Below are 17,497 nucleotides of genomic sequence, written 5' to 3'. Positions count from 1 at the left end.
TCGAAGCGAGCGGGGCCGTCCCGCCCAGAGGGAGTACAGCGTGATCGAGCGAGATGTCGTCGCCATCGGTGTGACCGTGGCCGGCACCCACGAGCCGTTCGTGGCGGGTGTCGACGTCCACGCCCCGGAGGGACGGGTGACGCTCGTGCCGACCGACCCCGGCGTCGGGCAGGTCGCCCTCGCCCTCGCGATCGGCGGGCGGGTCGACCTCGCCGCCGGCAGCGTCGCGATCGCGGGCTCGACCGAGCGCCGGACGCTCCAGGTGCTGACCCGGCTCGTCGACGTCGCCGACGTCACCGCGCCCGAGGACGCCCTTCCCGTCAAGGTCGTCGTCGCCGAGGAGCTCGCCCTGGCCGAGCGACCGTCCTCGCGCCGCGACGTCGCGGACTTCCTCGCCGAGCGCGGCCTCGCCGACCGGGCCCGGGACCGCTGGGACAGCCTTCCCCCCGGCGTGCGGACCCGAACGCTCCTCGAGCTGGGGTCCTGGCACCCGGAGGTCCGCGTCGTCGTCCTCACCGGCCCCGACCGGCACGGGGGAGACCCCCACGAGTGGTATGTGGCCGCCCAGCGCCTCGCCGAGCGCGGCCTGACCGTCGTCGTCATCTGCTCACCTGCCACGGCCCGCACCCTCGCGCCCGCCACCCCGACCGGAGATCCTGCATGAACCCCGTCCGTCTCGCCCTCACCGAGCTCCGCCGCCTCACCTCCTCGCGGCTGGCACGGCTCGGACTCGCCGCTCTCGTCCTCATCCCGACGCTCTACGGCGGCCTCTACCTCTACGCCAACCACGACCCGTACGGCGCGTTCCCGCAGGTGCCCGCCGCCGTCGTCAGCGACGACCGCGGCACGACCCTGAGCACGGGCGAGAGGCTCGCCGTCGGCGGCGACGTCGCAAACCACCTCGTCGAGTCGAAGAGCTTCGACTGGCACCGCGTCTCGCGGACCGAGGCGCTCGCCGGCGTCAACGACGGGCGCTACGCGTTCGCCGTCATCATCCCCGAGGGCTTCTCGGCCGACCTCGCCTCCACCGCCGACTACCACCCCCGCCAGGCCTCCGTGCTCCTCGAGACGAACGACGCGAACAACTACATGACGAGCCTCATCGGCAACACCGTCATCAAGCAGGTCAGCGCGTCGGTGGCGAGCGAGGTCAGCGAGACCGCGGCGAGCAAGCTCCTCCTCGGCTTCAGCGAGGTCCACGACGAGCTCGGGAAGGCCGTCGACGGCGCGGGTCGGCTGCAGGCCGGCATCGGCCAGGCAGACTCCGGAGCCCACCAGCTCCGTGACGGCTCCGTGGCTCTCGCCACCGGGCTGGACGACCTCGCCACGGGAGCGACGAAGCTGCACGCCGGCATCGGCCAGGCCGCCGCGGGCGCCGACCGGCTCAGCTCCGGGGCAGCGTCGCTCTCGTCGGGCCTCGGCACGCTGGACTCCAGGACGGCGGCCCTGCCGTCCCAGACCAGGGCGCTTGCTGACGGCGCGGCCCAGGTGGCGGCAGGCAACCGGCAGATCGCGGACACGGGCCGTCAGGTCGCCTCGGCCTCCGCGACCCTCCGCGACCGGCTCGCCACCGAGCAGACCTCGCTCGTCGCGGCGCTGCGACAGCAGGGGCTGACCGACGCCCAGATCGCCACGGTCGAGAGCCGGCTCGGACGGCTCGACGGCTACGTCGCCGATGCGGACACCCGGATCCAGCAGGCCTCCGGCGACCTCAGCCGCCTCTCGACGGGCGCCGACCAGGTCGCCGCGGGCGCCTCGCGGCTCGCCGCGGCGACGCCCGCGCTCCAGGACGGCATCCACCGCGCCGCGACCGGATCGGCCCAGCTCAGCACCGGGGCGAGCAGCCTCGCGACCGGGCTCCAGGCCCTCGACGCCGGCTCGGCCCAGCTCGCCACCGGCGCGACCAAGGCGGCCTCCGGCGCCGACAGCCTGTCGGCCGGCGCCGGACGCCTCGCCGGCGGCCTCGACGCGCTGAAGAGCGGCTCCGCTGACCTCCAGGAGGCGCTCGCCAAGGGCCGCGACTCGGTCCCGGACCCGTCGGACGCGCAGCGCAAGGCGATGGCGCAGACGATCGGCAACCCCCTCAAGATCGAGTCAGGGTCGCTCGCGTCCGCCGGCAACTACGGGGCGGGCCTCGCCCCGATGTTCCTCAGCCTCTCCCTGTGGATCGGCGCCTACACGCTCTTCCTGCTCGTCCGGCCGCTCTCGACCCGCGCCCTCGCGACGAGCCAGCGCTCGCTCCGCACGGCCGTCGGTGGCTGGCTCGCGCCCGTCGCCGTCGGCGGGGTCCAGGTGCTCGCCCTCATCGCGGTCGTCGGCCTCGCCCTCGACATCCACATCGCCCACCCGGTCCTCGCCCTGCTCTTCCTCGCCTTCGTCTCGATGACCTTCGTCGCGATCCTCCACGCGCTCGCGGCCCGCCTCGGGGCCGTCGGCAAGTTCCTCGGGCTCGTCTTCATGGTCGTCCAGCTCGTCAGCGCAGGCGGGACGTTCCCCTGGCAGACGCTCCCCGCGCCGCTCCAGGTCGTGCACCACCTCGTGCCGATGAGCTACGCCATCGACGGGCTGCGCCGCCTCATGTACGGCGCCGACCTGACGCCGCTCTGGGGAGACCTCGGGGTGCTCACCCTCTTCCTCGCCGGCGCGCTCGCCGTCTCGACCGTGGCGGCCCGTCGCTCGCGAGTCTGGACCGCAGCCCGGATCAAGCCCGAGCTGAGCCTCTGAGCCATCGCCCGAGGGCCGTATGCCGCGGGGCCGCGCCCAGCGGCACACGCCCACCTCGGGACCAACGGCCCTACACAACCCGCGTCCCCGCTCCCTAGCGTCGGGGACGGACAGGGGGAGAGGGGGCGAGGTGGCCGACGCATCCGGCACGGCAGACCTCATCACGGCCTACGTCGGCATCGCGACGGCGGCCGGGACGGCGATCTGGGCGGTCAGCAAGTACCTCGCGGATCGCCGCGACGCGCGCGAGAAGGCCGGGGAGGACGCCGAGCGGAGCCGACGCCAGCAGCACGACGAGGAGGTCCGCGCGCGCCAGGACCGTGCCGCCGCGCTGATCCGCGCGGTGGGCGAGGCCACCGACCCGTCGACCCGGCGCTGGACGATCAGCGCCCTCTCGCTCTACCCGGAGGAGGCCCTGACCCTGCTCCTGATGTCCCTCGGGGAGGCGAGTGCCGAGGACTCCGCCTCGATCGCGCTCGCCGTGCTCTCGATGGGACCGGCCGCGCTGCCGGAGACGGTCCGCACGCATCGCATCGCCCGCCAGGTCTGTGCGACCGCCGCGCCACCGGACGCCTCCGAGCCGGGGCCCGCCCGGGAGCACGTCGACGTCGCCCAGGCGACGCACGTGCTCGAGGGCACGCGAGGCATCATCGTCAACCTCCTCCTCCAGCTCGACGAGGAGGGGCGGGCCGCGGTCGACCTCGCGGGCGTCGACCTCTCAGGCGCGAACCTCGCGCGAGCCCGCCTCTCCCGCATACGACTTCGCAAGACCCGTCTTGACGGCGCCGACCTCGCGCACGCCCGGCTGACGGGCGCGGTGCTCCGGGGAGCGGGGCTCGAGGGCACCGTCCTCACCCGAGCGGCCCTGCCCGGGGCCGACCTCACCGGGGCGGCCGGACGCGTCCAGGCGATCCGGGCCGACCTCAGCGACGCGATCCTCGACCAGGCGCGCCTCGGTGGGGCGGCCCTCGACGCGGCGCGCCTCGCGGGCGCCACGCTGCGCCAGACGGACCTGACCGGAGCGAGCCTGCCCGGCGCCGTCCTCACCCACGCGACGCTCGACCGGGCCACGCTCTCCCGGGTGACCGCGCACCATCTCGCCGCCGGCGGGATGCAGGTCGCGGGCTCCGACCTCAGCCACGCCGACCTCGCCCACGCACGACTCTCCGGGAGCAGGTTCGAGCGGTCGAGGCTCGTCCGCGTGGCCGGGGCCGACCTCCGGGCGGACCGCGCGGTGCTCGTCGACACGAGCCTCGCCGGGGCGAGCCTGCCGCGCGCGACCCTCGTCTCCGCGACCATCACCCGCTGCAACCTCGGTGGGGCCGACCTGTCGCGGAGCGACCTCAGCGGAGCGGCCCTCACGCGCTGCGACCTCAGCGGCACCGTGCTGTCCAGCGCCACTCTCGCCGGGTCGGTCCTCGATGGGTGCCACGTGGCGCGGTGCGACCTCACGGGGGCCACCCTGACCGGTGCGACGTTCCGGGGTTGCGCGTTCGAGCGCGAGCTCGGTCTCACCGGCGTCGACCTCACCGGCGTCACGTTCGAGGCGTGCACCTTCGCCGAGGGCCTCGTCATCCGCGCGGGCGAGTCGTGGACGAGCGCCGTGCTCGACGACGCGGCGCGCGAGGCGTTCGGCCGGATCTCCGCGACCGCGGTCGGAGGCGGGTCATGACCACACTGGTGCGTGTCGTCCTCGGGACGTTGCTCATCGCCCACGGCCTCGTCCACCTGCTCTTCGTCGTCCCCGCCGCCGCCGACCCGGCCTACCCCTTCGCGCTCGAGCGGTCCTGGCTGCTGCCGGAAGCCGCACGCAGGCCGGTCGCCGGCGTCCTCATGGGCGCCGTCGTCCTGGCGTTCGTCGCCTCTGCCCTGGCGCTCTGGGGTGTGCCCGGGCTCGCAGGCGGCTGGTCCCCGATCACCATCGTCGCCGGAGGCCTGTCCATCGGCCTGCTCGTCGCCTTCTGGGACATCAGGTTGTGGATCGGCGTTGCCATCAGCGTCGCGCTCATCGTCCTCGCGGTCCTGCGTCCCGCATGGCTCGACCCGGTCCTCCCGTGAGCCTGCCGGCCAGCGTGCCGCGTCACGACGTGTGATGCGCGACTTCGCGGGAGAAGGGCTGACAAGGAAGCGCGCCGAGGGGCATGCTCGGTGCCATGAGCAGCGCCGCGAGAGAGAAGACCCTCGTCCTCATGCGTCACGCCAAGGCCGAGGAGGGACTCGGCAAGTCCGATCACGACCGCGACCTCAACAAGCGCGGCCGGCGTGACGCGACCGCCGCCGGGGAGTGGCTCAAGGAGAACGGCCTCGTGCCTGACCTCGTCATCTGTTCCACGTCCCACCGCACCCGCCAGACCTGGGAGGCCGCGTGCCACGGCGGCGCCAACACGGAGTTCGTGGAGTACCGCCGAAGCGTCTACCTCGGCGGCGCTGAGCAGGTCCTCGAGACGGTCCGCGAGGACGCGGGCCAGATGGCCACGGTGCTCGTCGTCGGCCACAACCCGACCATGGCTCAGCTCACGAGCCTGCTGACCGACGGCGCGGGATCTCGCGAGGCCCACGATGCGCTCGGTGACGGGTTCGCCACGAGCGGCCTCGCGGTCATGCGCTACGACGGCGACTGGGCCGACCTCGACCTCGGCACGTGCGAGCTGACGCGGTTCCACGTGAGCCGCGGCTGACGCCCCGGGCTCCTCGGGCGGGACGACCGTGGCGTGAGATGCCGTGTCCACCCAGCGGACACGGTCCTATGCTGCTCCCATGACGCAGACGCCTGACATCAAGCCCCGCAGCCGCGACGTCACGGACGGCCTCGAGAAGACCGCCGCGCGAGGGATGCTCCGGGCCGTTGGCCTCGGCGACGACGACTTCGCCAAGCCGCAGATCGGCGTCGCGAGCTCGTGGAACGAGATCACCCCCTGCAACCTCTCGCTCGACCGGCTCGCCAAGGCGGTCAAGGACGGCGTCCACGCGGGCGGGGGCTACCCGCTCGAGTTCGGGACGATCTCCGTGTCCGACGGCATCTCGATGGGCCACGAGGGGATGCACTTCTCGCTCGTCAGCCGCGAGATCATCGCCGACTCCGTCGAGACCGTCATGAACGCCGAACGCCTCGACGGCTCGGTGCTCCTCGCCGGCTGCGACAAGTCGCTGCCGGGCATGCTCATGGCGGCCGCTCGTCTCAACCTCTCCTCGGTCTTCCTGTATGCCGGGTCGATCCTCCCCGGGATCGCCAAGCTCTCCGACGGCACCGAGAAGACCGTGACGATCATCGACGCGTTCGAGGCCGTCGGTGCGTGCGCCGCCGGCCGGATGTCGCGTGAGGACGTCGACGCGATCGAGCGGGCGATCTGCCCGGGCGAGGGCGCCTGCGGAGGGATGTACACCGCCAACACGATGGCCTCGGTCGCAGAGGCGATCGGCATGTCGCTGCCCGGGTCGGCCGCGCCGCCGGCCACTGACCGCCGCCGTGACGGTTTCGCCCGCAAGTCGGGCGAGGCCGTCGTCGAGCTCCTGCGTCGAGGCATCCGCGCCCGCGACATCATGACGAAGGAGGCGTTCGAGAACGCCATCGCGGTCGTCATGGCCTTCGGTGGCTCGACCAACGCGGTGCTCCACCTCCTCGCCATCGCCCACGAGGCCGATGTCGAGCTGTCGATGGACGACTTCTCGCGCATCGGGGCGAGGGTTCCGCACCTGGCCGACGTCAAGCCCTTCGGCCAGTTCGTCATGACTGACATCGACCGGGTCGGTGGTGTCCCCGTCGTCATGCGCGCCCTGCTCGACGCCGGTCTGCTCCACGGCGACTGCCTCACGGTGACGGGAAAGACCCTCGCCGAGAACCTCGCCCACATCAACCCCCCGGACGTCGACGGCAAGGTCGTCCGCGCGCTGTCCGAGCCGATCCACAAGACGGGTGGCCTGACGATCCTCAAGGGCTCGCTCGCCCCCGAGGGCGCGGTCGTCAAGTCGGCCGGCTTCGACGAGTCGGTCTTCGAGGGCACGGCGCGCGTCTTCGACGGCGAGCGCGCCGCGATGGACGCGGTCGAGCAGGGCTCGCTCCAGGCCAACGACGTCGTCGTCATCCGCTACGAGGGCCCGAAGGGCGGCCCAGGGATGCGCGAGATGCTCGCCGTCACGGGAGCGATCAAGGGCGCCGGCCTCGGCAAGGACGTCCTCCTGCTCACCGACGGGCGGTTCTCCGGCGGCACCACGGGCCTCTGCGTCGGTCACGTCGCGCCCGAGGCCGTCGACAACGGCCCGATCGCCTTCGTCCACGACGGCGACCGCATCCGCCTCGACGTCGCCAACGGCCGGCTCGACCTGCTCGTCGACGACGACGAGCTCGAGCGCCGTCGCGCCGAGGGCGTCACCCACCCGGAGCCGAAGTACACCCGGGGTGTCCTCGCGAAGTACCGCAAGCTCGTCGGCAGCGCCAGCAAGGGCGCCGTCTGCGACTGACGTCACGGGCGGGGTCGCGTCCAGCCGCACGCCGGCCCGGCGGCATACGAACGATGTCGTATGCCGCCGGGCCGCGTCAGCCGTCGCCGTCGCGAAAGGCGCGGGGCGTGCGGCCGGTCCGCTCGCGGAACCGGCGGATGAGGTGTCGCTCGTCGCTGAACCCGGTTGCGGCGGCGATGTCGCGCACGCTGAGTCCACTGTGCACGAGCAGCTCGGTGGCGGCTGCCAGCCGTCGGGCCGCCCGGTGGGAGTAGGGGCTGGTGCCGGTCTCGGCGCGAAACCTGCGTCGCCACGTCTCGTAGGGCATGCCGACGGCGGCAGCCACCGTGCGCAGGTCCAGCGGCTCCCCGAGGTCGCTCTCGAGCAGCTCGGTCGAGCGGGCGAGCCACGCACCTGCGCGGTGGTGGTCGAGGCGGTGCTGCGCGTCGGGTAGCAGGGCCCCGAGAAGGGCCGAGAGCAGGTCGAGGGCCTCGGCATCTCGGCCCTCCACCGTGGTCGGTCGCGTCCGCTCGAACGCCGCGAAGCGCGCCGCCCAGCGCCGCACGGGCAGGCCATGGACCAGGGGCCGGGCAGGGGACAGGGATCCTCGCCGGGCGGCGAGGTCGAAGAGCGCGCCGTCGAAGACGACGAAGTGCTCGTCCCACCCTCCCGCGTCTGCGCCGTACCAGTGCGGGTGGCCGGGGTGGACGACGACGAGCGTGCCTGCGCTGATGGGTTCGTCGTGCCGGGCGTCGCGGTAGCGACCGGTGCCGGCCGTCAGGAAGGTGAGGCCCCAGGTCGGATGCCGCCGCGACGTGCCGACCGGCAGACCGGTGCCCGGGGCGATGCGGGCGGCGGCGAGCACCTGGCCGAGGCCGTGGCCGTTCATCGGCTCAGTCAACCAGAACGTCCCCCTGCGACCATCGTGTTCCGGGTGGCGGTGCGGTCCTTCGGATGTGATGACCACATCCGACGACCACTCAGGTCGGCCAAGATCCGCGAAGGACGCTCATCCGATGCCCACTGACACGCTTCCCGCCCTCACCACGGCATACCCCGTCAGCGACGAGGACGTTGCCGCCTACCGCGCCGACGGGTTCGTCCGGTTCACGGGCGTTGCGAGCGCCGACGAGGCGGCGGCATACCGCATCCCGATCCGTGCGGCCGTGGAGCGGCTCAGCACCGAGAGCCGGCCCCTCGCCGACCGCGACCGCTACGGCATGGCCTTCCTCCAGGTCATGAACCTCTGGCGCCACGACGAGTCGGTGGCCCGCTTCGTCCTGGCGACGCGGTTCGCCGGTGTCGCAGCGCGCCTGCTCGGCGTTCCCCGGGTCCGGCTCTACCACGACCAGGCTCTCTTCAAGGAGCCGGGCGGCGGCTACACGCCGTGGCACCAGGACGCGATGTACTGGCCGCTCGACGGGTCGCGGTGCCTCACCATGTGGATGCCGCTCGTCGACATCACGCCGGCCCACGGGGGCCTCGCCTTCGCTCGGGGGAGCCACGTCGACGGCCCGCTCAGCGACATCGGCATCTCCGACGCGTCCGAGGAGCACTTCGACCGGCTCGTCGCCGACCGTGGTCTCCACGTCGACGAGCCGGTCGCGATGCGGGCCGGCGACGCGTCCTTCCACTCCGGGTGGACGGTGCACCGGGCGCTCGGCAACACCGCTTCCCGGATGCGCGAGGTGATGACCGTCATCTGGTTCGCCGACGGCTTGTCCGTGCTCGAGCCGGCCAACCGGGCGCAGGCGAACGACCTCGCCAGCTGGCTGCCCGGTCTCGCCCCCGGCGACCTCGCCGCGTCGCCGGCCAACCCGCCGCTCGGCGGGTCGGCCGGCTAGGTCTCAGACGGCCTCGACCTCGGTCTGCACGGTCCCCGCGCTCCGGGACGACTGGTCCGCGACAGCTCCGTCGGTGGACACCGTGGCCGTGTGCAGGGTCACGGGGCCCGACGAGTCCGCCAGGGCATAGGCGCTCGCGACGGGGGAGGGGGCCCCGTGGACCTCACCCGGTGCGGCCTCCGACCCGGATTCGATCTGCGACCCGACGTAGACGACCGCGAGGGGCTGGTTGTTGATGAGCGAGACATCGGTGCAGATGTTGAGCGGAGCGCTCCAGCCCACGGTCACGACGAAGGTGACGCCGTGGTTCGGGTCGAAGGGCGGGCCGTGCGGCGTCACGTTGTCGACGGTGATCGAGGCGGCGCCGACGAAGCGCTGGGCGCTGTTGTCGGCGAGCTTTTGGCCCCCGGTGACGTACTCGCTGGCGGACACGGCGACGACGGAGTCGGCGCTCAGGGCATCCCAGTTGAGGTTGACGACGTTGCGTCCGGGGTTCATCCTCCAGTAGATGCGAACGGACATCGGCACAGCTCCTTCGTAGAAGTCGAGCGGGAACGGGTTGTCGGGGTTGGGTCCGGGCAGCGTCCAGTCGTGCACGGAGCCGTCGGGGTTCGTGCGCGGGAAGTGGCTGTCGATGAGCGCCTTGAAGGCCGGGAAGGGGTCGTCGGCCCGGCCGGTCAGGTTGCGGTAGACGCCCCCCAGCGTCGGCGCAGCCGCGGCGATGATCCGCTTGATGTCGTAGCCCAGCTGGTACGACAGGTAGTTGATGAACAGCGTCGCGCACCCGCTCTTGGCGTCGGGGGCGTGGTCGTGCTCGTCGATGCTGTTGACGTAGTCGACGCGGTCGCTGTTGACCCAGAAGCGTGCGGTGTCGAACCCGGGCTCGTTGAACCCCAGACCGGTACGGCGGAGGAACTCGGCGGACAGCACCCGCGAGAGACCCTCCCCGGCTGCTCCCTCGTTGCTGCCGTCACTGGCGAACCAGCCCTTGTTCTGGGCGAGCATGAGCATCTCGACGACCTCGGCCACAAGGAGGTAGCGCACCACGTCCATCCCGGACCCGTCACCCGGGCGGAGGGAGATGGGCGGGCCCCACGACGCTCCGGCGTACCCACCGGGCACGATGTTGACGTCGACGGGTAGGCCGTAGGGCAGGGCGATGCCACCGAACCAGTCGGACATGATCTGGTAGTCCGACTCGCACACCGCCAGCAGGGCCTGGGCCCGCTGGAGTCCGTCAGCGAGCGACAGGGACGTGTCGTAGCTGATCCTGTAGTGGGCAGTCGAGCCCACGGTGTTGAGTGTCATGCCGGGAAGACGGTCGGTTCACGCGCCCTGATACCCGGCCTTGGTGTGTGGGCGGCAGAGCCCTCGTCGGCGGCCGGCCCGGCGGCATACGAACGGCGTCGTATGCCGCCGGGCTGCGTCGCGCTCAGCGCGTCGAGGGCTCCTCGGAGCGGGACTTGAGGCCGGCCGCCTCCAGGGCAAGGTAACGGTCCGTGAGCCCCCGGTAGATGCGCCCGAAGAGCGCGCCGAGGGGACCCTGCTGCTCGATCGAGAGGGTGGCCCGCGACCGGCCGGGGCCCGTCTCCTCGACGGTGTGCCACGCGGTGCTGTGGATCCCCGGGCCGGTCGCCTCCCACACGAACTCGCGGCCCGCCTCGAGGGACGTGACCGTCCACACCGCCCGGGGGAGGCGAGGCTGTTCGACGGCGGCGCGGGCCCCGACCCGGAGGCCGCCGTCGAGCAACGTCACCTTCCTGATCGAGGCCGTCCACGTCGGCCACGCCTCCACGCCCGACATGACCTCGTAGACACGCGCGGCGGGGGCGTCGATGTCGATGCTGACCGACTGCTTCATCCCGGGACCTCCTCAGGCCTGGTCGGAGGTGTCGATGGCCCAGTGCTTCCACACCGACGTGACCTCCATGCCGACCTTCTCGTAGAGGCCGAGGGCGCCGGTCCGCGAGTCGGTCGACAGCTCCGAGCGGGTGGCGCCGTGCTCACGCGCGACGGCGAACCCGTCGACGAGCAGGGCCCGGGCCAACCCGAGCCCGCGCTGGTCACGGCGGACCGCGAGCTTGTCGACGTAGCCGACCTCCTCCGCCTTGACGACGAACATGGCGCCGACCGCGTCACCAGCGGGGTCGGTCATGAGACGGAGGTTCCACGCCTCGAAGCCGGGCCGCAGGACGGTGTTGGCGGCGAAGTCCTCGAACGTCTCGCGCTCGCGGTCCGACCACTCGAGGAAGGCGTCCTCGATGACCTCGTGCGCGGCGCGGTGGTCCGCGTCGCCGTCGGCCGCGCGGATCGCGTAGCCGTCGGGGATCGGCTGCGGCTCGATCTGCTTGCCCTCGGGCATCTCCAGGACCCACGAGGTCCAGAGGGGCTCGTAGCCGAGGCCCCGGAAGAGGGCCTCCGCAGCGGACCCCTCGGGTGCGGGCTGCCCCACGAGGCCCTTGCCGTCGCGTCGCGAGACGCGCTGGGTCCAGAGGGCGAGGGCGGTGCCGATGCCGCGGCCGCGGTGGTCGGGGTGGACGGCCGCCTCCGCGCGGCGGCCCTTGGCGACCTCGGCGTAGCCGACGAGCCGGCCCCCGTCGAGGACCCCGATGGTCTGGGAGGCGATGTCGAAGCTGGGGCGCTGCCAGTCACCGACGATGTCGGCCTCCTCGATGACGACGGAGCCGAGGGTCTCGAGCTCGCAGGCGGCCATGATCGTGAAGACGTCGTGGGCGTCGGAGGGCTCGAGCGGCCGCCAGGTGAAGCCCGGCAGCGCGAGGTCGTTGAGGTCGGTCGTGGCCGGTTCGGCGGTGGAGGGTTCGGCGGTGGTGGGTTCGGCGGTCATGGCCGCCAGTCTCCCGAGCCGCCGAGGCATGGGACAAGCGACTTTCGGTGCTCAGGAAGGGGTCCTCGACGGGCCGACAGTTGGTGAGATCACAGGTTCACATGCTGAGACCGCCCACGAGGCCGATTGACAGGCCCAGAGCGCCGTAGGACGGTTGGCACGTGGCCCGGATCCTCGTACTTCCCTAGCGCGCCGACCAGCAGCACAGGTCAGCGCGCCCCCTTCCGTCCCCCGGTGGACTGAAGGGTTTTTTTGTGAGCAGGGAAGGGCCGGAACGGCCACGCCACCGCACGAGCAAAGGATGAGATCGTGAGCGACACCACGAAGCAGGCGCCATCGCCCGCGGACCTGGCCTCCATGGCGCGTCCCAGGGCACCCCACGAGACCCCGGCCGGGGCGACGGTAGCGCCCGTCACGCCGGTCGTCGAGGTCACCGGTGCCCAGTCGCTCGTCCTCTCCCTCGAGGCGATCGGGGCCGACACCGTGTTCGGCATCCCGGGCGGGGCCATCCTGCCGGCCTACGACCCGATGCTCGACTCGGAGAAGGTCCGCCACATCCTCGTGCGGCACGAGCAGGGTGCCGGCCACGCCGCCGAGGGGTATGCCGCTGCGACCGGAAAGGTCGGCGTCTGCATGGCCACGTCGGGGCCCGGCGCGACGAACCTCGTCACCCCGATTGCCGACGCCCACATGGACTCCGTGCCGATCGTCGCCATCACGGGCCAGGTCTCGAGCGCCGCCATCGGCACCGACGCCTTCCAGGAGGCGGACATCCGGGGCATCACGATGCCCATCACCAAGCACAACTACCTCGTCACCGATCCGGACAAGATCCCGCAGGCGATCGCCGAGGCCTTCCACATCGCGAGCACCGGGCGCCCGGGTCCGGTCCTCGTCGACATCAGCAAGGACGCGCTCCAGGGGAAGACGACGTTCAGCTGGCCGCCGCGCATCGACCTGCCCGGCTACCGGCCGGTGACGCGCCCGCACGGCAAGCAGATCCGCGAGGCGGCCCGCCTCATGGCTGCAGCGCGGCGCCCGATCCTCTACGTCGGCGGGGGTGTCGTCCGCGCCAAGGCGAGCGACCGCCTGCGCGAGCTCGTCGAGCTGACGCAGATTCCCGTCGTGACCACCCTCATGGCACGGGGCACGGTCCCCGACAGCAACCCGCTCAACCTCGGAATGCCCGGCATGCACGGAACCGTCGCGGCGGTCACCGGCCTGCAGAAGTCGGACCTCATCATCGCCCTCGGTGCCCGCTTCGACGACCGGGTCACCGGCCAGCTGTCGAGCTTCGCGCCCGACGCCAAGGTGATCCACGCCGACATCGACCCGGCGGAGATCTCCAAGAACCGCACGGCCGACGTGCCGATCGTCGGCGACGTGGGCGAGGTCATCGCCGAGCTCATCGAGCAGATCAAGGCCAACCGCGCCCACGCCGAGGAGGGCGACGCCCGCACCCGCTCCTGGGACTACGCCGCGTGGCGCGAGCGCGTCGCGGGCTGGAAGGAGACCTTCCCCCTCGGCTGGACCGACCAGGAGGGCTCGCTCTCGCCGCAGTACGTCATCGAGCGGATCGGCGCGCTCACCGGTCCCGAGGGCACCTACGTCGCCGGCGTGGGGCAGCACCAGATGTGGGCGGCCCAGTTCGTCCAGTACGAGCGCCCCAACGCGTGGATCAACTCCGGGGGGCTCGGGACGATGGGCTTCTCCGTCCCGGCGGCGATGGGCGCCAAGGTCGCCGAGCCGGAGCGCACCGTGTGGGCGATCGACGGCGACGGGTGCTTCCAGATGACCAACCAGGAGCTCGCGACCTGCGTCATCAACAACATCCCGATCAAGGTCGCGATCATCAACAACAGCTCCCTCGGCATGGTCCGCCAGTGGCAGACGCTCTTCTACAACGAGCGCTACTCCAACACCGACCTGCAGCCGATGCAGCAGCGCGTGCCCGACTTCGTCAAGCTCGCCGACGCCTACGGCTGCCTCGGCCTCCGGGCCGAGACGCCGGAGGAGGTCGACGCGGTGATCAAGCAGGCGCTCGAGACCAACGACCGCCCGGTCGTCATCGACTTCATCGTCCACCGCGACGCGATGGTCTGGCCGATGGTGCCCGCCGGCGTCAGCAACGACATGATCCAGGCGGCGCGCCACGAGGCGCCCGTGTGGGAACGCGAGGAGTGAGCAGGACCATGAGCAAGCACACGTTGTCAGTCCTCGTCGAGAACAAGCCGGGCGTCCTCGCTCGGGTCGCCGCCCTCTTCTCGAGGCGTGGCTTCAACATCGACTCCCTCGCGGTCGGGCCGACCGAGCTGCCCGAGATCTCGCGGATGACCGTCGTCGTCGAGGTCGAGGGGGCAGCACTCGAGCAGGTGACCAAGCAGCTCAACAAGCTCATCGAGGTGCTCAAGGTCGTCGAGCTCGACTCGACGGCCTCGGTCCAGCGCGAGATCCTCCTCGTCAAGGTCCGGGCCGACGCGGTCACGCGCAGCCAGGTCGTCGACACGATCCAGCTCTTCAAGGCCAAGGTCGTCGACGTCTCGACCGACGCCATGACGATCGAGGCCACCGGCAACTCCGACAAGCTGCGCGCGCTGCTCGACGTGCTCGAGCCGTTCGGCATCAAGGAGCTCGTCCAGTCGGGCATGGTCGCCGTCGGGCGCGGCCCCCGCTCGATCACCGACCGCAGCCTGCGCAGCGCCTGACCACCGCGCCACCCACCGACCGCGGGGTATGCCGTCCAGCCCGCTGAGCGGCATACGTCTCCTCGCACACCAGCACGACACCGAAACCACCGATAACCCGGACTAAGGAGTGGCCACGATGGCCGAGATGTTCTACGACGACGACGCCGACCTGTCGATCATCCAGGGGCGCAAGGTCGCCGTCATCGGATACGGCAGCCAGGGGCACGCCCACGCGCTCAACCTGCGGGACTCGGGCGTCGACGTCCGCGTCGGCCTCGCCGAGGGCAGCAAGAGCCGGGCGAAGGCCGAGGCGGAGGGCCTGCAGGTCCGCTCGGTCGCCGACGCCGTCAAGGAGGCCGACCTCGTCGTCATCCTCACGCCCGACCAGGTCCAGCGCACGGTCTACGCCGAGCACATCAAGCCCAACCTCAAGGACGGCGCGGCCCTGCTCTTCGGCCACGGCTTCAACATCCGCTTCGGCTACATCACGCCCGAGGCCGGCGCCGACGTCGTCATGGTCGCGCCCAAGGGTCCCGGACACATCGTGCGCCGCGAGTTCGCCGACGGCCGTGGCGTGCCGGTCCTCGTCGCGGTCGAGCAGGACGCGAGCGGCTCGGCCTGGGACCTCGCCAAGTCCTACGCCAAGGCGATCGGCGGCCTGCGCGCCGGCGGCATCAAGACGACGTTCACCGAGGAGACCGAGACGGACCTCTTCGGCGAGCAGGCCGTCCTCTGCGGGGGCGCCAGCCAGCTCGTCATGTACGGCTTCGAGACGCTCGTCGAGGCGGGGTACCAGCCCGAGGTCGCCTACTTCGAGTGCCTCCACGAGCTCAAGCTCATCGTCGACCTCATGATCGAGGGCGGCATCGCCAAGCAGCGCTGGTCGGTCTCCGACACGGCGGAGTACGGCGACTACGTCTCCGGCCCGCGCGTCATCGACCCGCACGTCAAGGAGAACATGAAGGCCGTCCTCGGCGACATCCAGAACGGCACCTTCGCCAAGCGCTTCATCGACGACCAGGACGCCGGAGCGCCGGAGTTCAAGGCCCTGCGCGAGAAGGGTGCCCAGCACCCGATCGAGGCGACCGGCCGCGAGCTGCGCAAGCTCATGGCCTGGGTCAAGCAGACCGACTCGGACTACACCGAGGGCTCGGCCGCTCGCTGACCCGCGGCGCCGCAGCTGACGTGCCGACGGCCGGCCACCCGTTCGTGGGGTGGCCGGCCGTCTCGCATCAGGCCGAGCGGGTCTGCGCCAGGTCGCGGATCTCGGCCAGCCGGTCGAGCAGGCGAGGCCGCAGCCGGGAGTCCACCCACGCGGCCCGGGCCGGCACGTGCGGGCGCAGCGACAGCGTCTCGCGCTGGTGGAGCCGGCAGCCCGACGGGGTCGGCTCGACGGCATACGTGAGGTGCCCGTCGAACCACCGCGTCCGGAAGTCCATCTCGAGCGAGTCGGGAGGGCTCACCGCCGTGACGGTGCTCTCGACGCGCATCCACGCGCCCGGCGCGAGACGCACCTGCTCGTGCCACCGGGTCCCGACCCCGGTCGGCCCGTCCGGCTCCTTCGTCATGTGGACGCCGGCTGCGCGGGGGAGCGGTTCGAGGTCCTGGACGTCCGCGAGGAGCGCGTAGACCGCCGACGGCGGACGTCGTACCTCGACCGACAGGTCGTAGGTCAGCGGGGTGCCGGGGGCGTCGTCAGCAGGTTCGGCCCCACCGTGACGCCGCCGCGCGAGGCGCTCGGCCCGCTGCCGGATCCCGAGGAGCATCCGGCGGCTCATGACGAAGTCGCCGGCGTCCATCGCCGCGGCCCAGGCCAGGCCGTTCGCCGGGACGCGGAAGCGGACCCGGTGGACGAGGCGGCTGCCCCGCGGCCCGTACGGTCGCAGGACGAAGGCCGCCGTGACGGCGCCTCCGCCCGCGTGGTTGCTCATGACGAGCGACCGCTCCGGGTCGATCGACTCCACGACGAAGGCCGCCGACGACCCCGCCATCATCGGGAGCCGGTCGCCCACGGCGAGGTGCTGCAGGTCGGGCCGGAGCTCCTCGGCGCTCCGGATCCCACGGTTGTCGACCCAGTCGTAGCTGTACCAGCCCGCGCGAGGGTGGGCCCCCAGCTGGACGAGCCACGGCCACACGTCCTCCGGTCTGGCGTCGACCTGGACGGCGCGGGTCGCCTCCCACTGGGGCTGCGTGACGATCTCGTCGCCCGGGAGCGTCTCGGTGACCTCGCTCCCCGAGGCGCCCCAGCTGCGCTGCCACGGCCGGTAGACGAGCGCGTAGCCGAGCGGCAGCAGCCAGGCCCCGCGGCGCATCCATGCGTTGGTCCTCATCCACTCACCGTCGGTCGGGCCCGGGGCGGCGACAACGGCCGAAGGTCCCGCTCAGCGACCCGTCAGCGGGACCGGCTGGTCGGCGAGCCAGTCGACGAAACGCCGCCCACCCGTCTCCGAGGCGGCCGGGTCGGCAATGGTGTGCCGAGCGTCTAGCGCCCGCATCGTGGCCCCGACCGCGGGCAGTCGCATGACGCGCGGTGGCGCGAGGCCCTGCCGCGCACGGACGAGCGCCGCGATCTCCTCGACGGGCAGCACGTCGGGCCCCGCGACGTCCGTTGCCCGCCGGTATGCCGCCGGGCCCGGTCCCAGCGCGAGGTCGACCAGGCGCGTGGCGACGAAGTCGGTGTCGACCGGTTGCAGGGCCATTCGCCCGATGGGGAAGGTGAGCGGTCCCTTCGTCAGCGCCCGGGCGAAGAAGGCTGCGAGAGAGTGGAACTGGGTTGCCCTGAGGACCGTGGCGGGTGCTCCGGTCGTCTCGATGGCGCGTTCGGCCGCGAGCTTGCGCCGGTAGTAGCGCATGGGCATGGCGTCGATCCCGACGATGGAGATGTGGACGAGATGCAGGGCCGCTCCGGCCGCTCCGGCCGCACCGGCCGCGGCGGCCGCGGCGACGAGGCCGGCGACCCG

General features: G+C 72.2%; 16 protein-coding genes. 10 read left to right on the top strand and 6 right to left on the bottom strand.

The window, feature by feature from the left end:
- Positions 1-40: 40 nt before the first annotated feature.
- The 6 genes from N865_RS07090 to ilvD all read left to right on the top strand — a co-directional run bounded on the left by N865_RS07090 (position 41) and on the right by ilvD (position 7,182).
- Positions 41-664, top strand: coding sequence for a YjeF N-terminal domain-containing protein (locus tag N865_RS07090; protein WP_084328031.1), 624 nt, complete (start codon positions 41-43; stop codon positions 662-664).
- Positions 661-2,724, top strand: coding sequence for a YhgE/Pip domain-containing protein (locus tag N865_RS07085; protein ID WP_034803440.1), 2,064 nt, complete (start codon positions 661-663; stop codon positions 2,722-2,724). Before N865_RS07090 ends, N865_RS07085 begins: the two co-directional genes overlap by 4 nt.
- 130 nt (positions 2,725-2,854) lie before the next feature.
- On the top strand, positions 2,855-4,396 hold the full coding sequence (locus N865_RS21665) for a pentapeptide repeat-containing protein (protein ID WP_051510307.1): 1,542 nt from the start codon (positions 2,855-2,857) through the stop codon (positions 4,394-4,396).
- Positions 4,393-4,782, top strand: a complete 390-nt coding sequence (locus N865_RS07075) for a hypothetical protein (RefSeq protein ID WP_034803437.1) — start codon at positions 4,393-4,395, stop codon at positions 4,780-4,782. Before N865_RS21665 ends, N865_RS07075 begins: the two co-directional genes overlap by 4 nt.
- A 95-nt stretch (positions 4,783-4,877) precedes the next feature.
- On the top strand, positions 4,878-5,402 hold the full coding sequence (locus N865_RS07070; protein ID WP_034803552.1) for a SixA phosphatase family protein: 525 nt from the start codon (positions 4,878-4,880) through the stop codon (positions 5,400-5,402).
- Positions 5,403-5,481: 79 nt separating this feature from the next.
- On the top strand, positions 5,482-7,182 hold the full coding sequence (ilvD, locus tag N865_RS07065; protein WP_034803435.1) for a dihydroxy-acid dehydratase: 1,701 nt from the start codon (positions 5,482-5,484) through the stop codon (positions 7,180-7,182).
- Positions 7,183-7,258: 76 nt separating this feature from the next.
- Here the strand turns inward: ilvD and N865_RS07060 are convergent, their stop codons facing one another.
- Positions 7,259-8,050: a helix-turn-helix transcriptional regulator gene (locus N865_RS07060; protein ID WP_034803433.1), complete on the bottom strand. Its 792-nt coding sequence runs from the start codon at positions 8,048-8,050 to the stop codon at positions 7,259-7,261.
- A gap of 127 nt (positions 8,051-8,177) precedes the next feature.
- Between N865_RS07060 and N865_RS07055 the strand changes: the two genes are divergently transcribed.
- The gene (locus tag N865_RS07055; protein WP_034803431.1) at positions 8,178-9,005 is read left to right on the top strand and encodes a phytanoyl-CoA dioxygenase family protein; all 828 of its coding nucleotides are present in this window, start codon (positions 8,178-8,180) and stop codon (positions 9,003-9,005) included.
- A 3-nt stretch (positions 9,006-9,008) separates the two neighbouring features.
- Here the strand turns inward: N865_RS07055 and N865_RS23255 are convergent, their stop codons facing one another.
- From N865_RS23255 to N865_RS07040, 3 genes are all read right to left on the bottom strand, one after another.
- The gene (locus N865_RS23255; RefSeq protein WP_051510305.1) at positions 9,009-10,313 is read right to left on the bottom strand and encodes a hypothetical protein; all 1,305 of its coding nucleotides are present in this window, start codon (positions 10,311-10,313) and stop codon (positions 9,009-9,011) included.
- Between the two features lie 124 nt (positions 10,314-10,437).
- Positions 10,438-10,866, bottom strand: coding sequence for an SRPBCC family protein (locus N865_RS07045; protein ID WP_034803429.1), 429 nt, complete (start codon positions 10,864-10,866; stop codon positions 10,438-10,440).
- A 12-nt stretch (positions 10,867-10,878) separates the two neighbouring features.
- Positions 10,879-11,850: a GNAT family N-acetyltransferase gene (locus tag N865_RS07040; RefSeq protein ID WP_084328029.1), complete on the bottom strand. Its 972-nt coding sequence runs from the start codon at positions 11,848-11,850 to the stop codon at positions 10,879-10,881.
- A gap of 309 nt (positions 11,851-12,159) precedes the next feature.
- On the opposite strand from N865_RS07040, the gene N865_RS07035 reads away from it, so the two are divergent.
- The 3 genes from N865_RS07035 (at position 12,160) to ilvC (ending at position 15,702) form a co-directional block, all read left to right on the top strand.
- On the top strand, positions 12,160-14,034 hold the full coding sequence (locus N865_RS07035; protein ID WP_034803427.1) for an acetolactate synthase large subunit: 1,875 nt from the start codon (positions 12,160-12,162) through the stop codon (positions 14,032-14,034).
- A gap of 8 nt (positions 14,035-14,042) precedes the next feature.
- On the top strand, positions 14,043-14,555 hold the full coding sequence (ilvN, locus tag N865_RS07030) for an acetolactate synthase small subunit (RefSeq protein ID WP_034803425.1): 513 nt from the start codon (positions 14,043-14,045) through the stop codon (positions 14,553-14,555).
- Between the two features lie 118 nt (positions 14,556-14,673).
- Complete coding sequence (ilvC, locus tag N865_RS07025) at positions 14,674-15,702, top strand: ketol-acid reductoisomerase (RefSeq protein WP_034803423.1); 1,029 nt, start codon at positions 14,674-14,676, stop codon at positions 15,700-15,702.
- A gap of 67 nt (positions 15,703-15,769) precedes the next feature.
- Here the strand turns inward: ilvC and N865_RS07020 are convergent, their stop codons facing one another.
- Both N865_RS07020 and N865_RS23000 read right to left on the bottom strand, forming a co-directional pair.
- Entirely contained in the window at positions 15,770-16,867 is a 1,098-nt protein-coding gene (locus N865_RS07020) for an SRPBCC family protein (protein ID WP_034803421.1), read from the bottom strand.
- Positions 16,868-16,918: 51 nt separating this feature from the next.
- A partial coding sequence (locus N865_RS23000) for an SDR family oxidoreductase (protein ID WP_034803420.1) occupies positions 16,919-17,497 on the bottom strand: 579 nt, incomplete at its 5' end.

Source organism: Intrasporangium oryzae NRRL B-24470, assembly GCF_000576595.1.
Taxonomy (GTDB): domain Bacteria; phylum Actinomycetota; class Actinomycetes; order Actinomycetales; family Dermatophilaceae; genus Intrasporangium_C; species Intrasporangium_C oryzae.
Note: the sequence above shows the minus strand (reverse complement) of the source record. Positions and strands in the feature narration are given on the sequence as shown.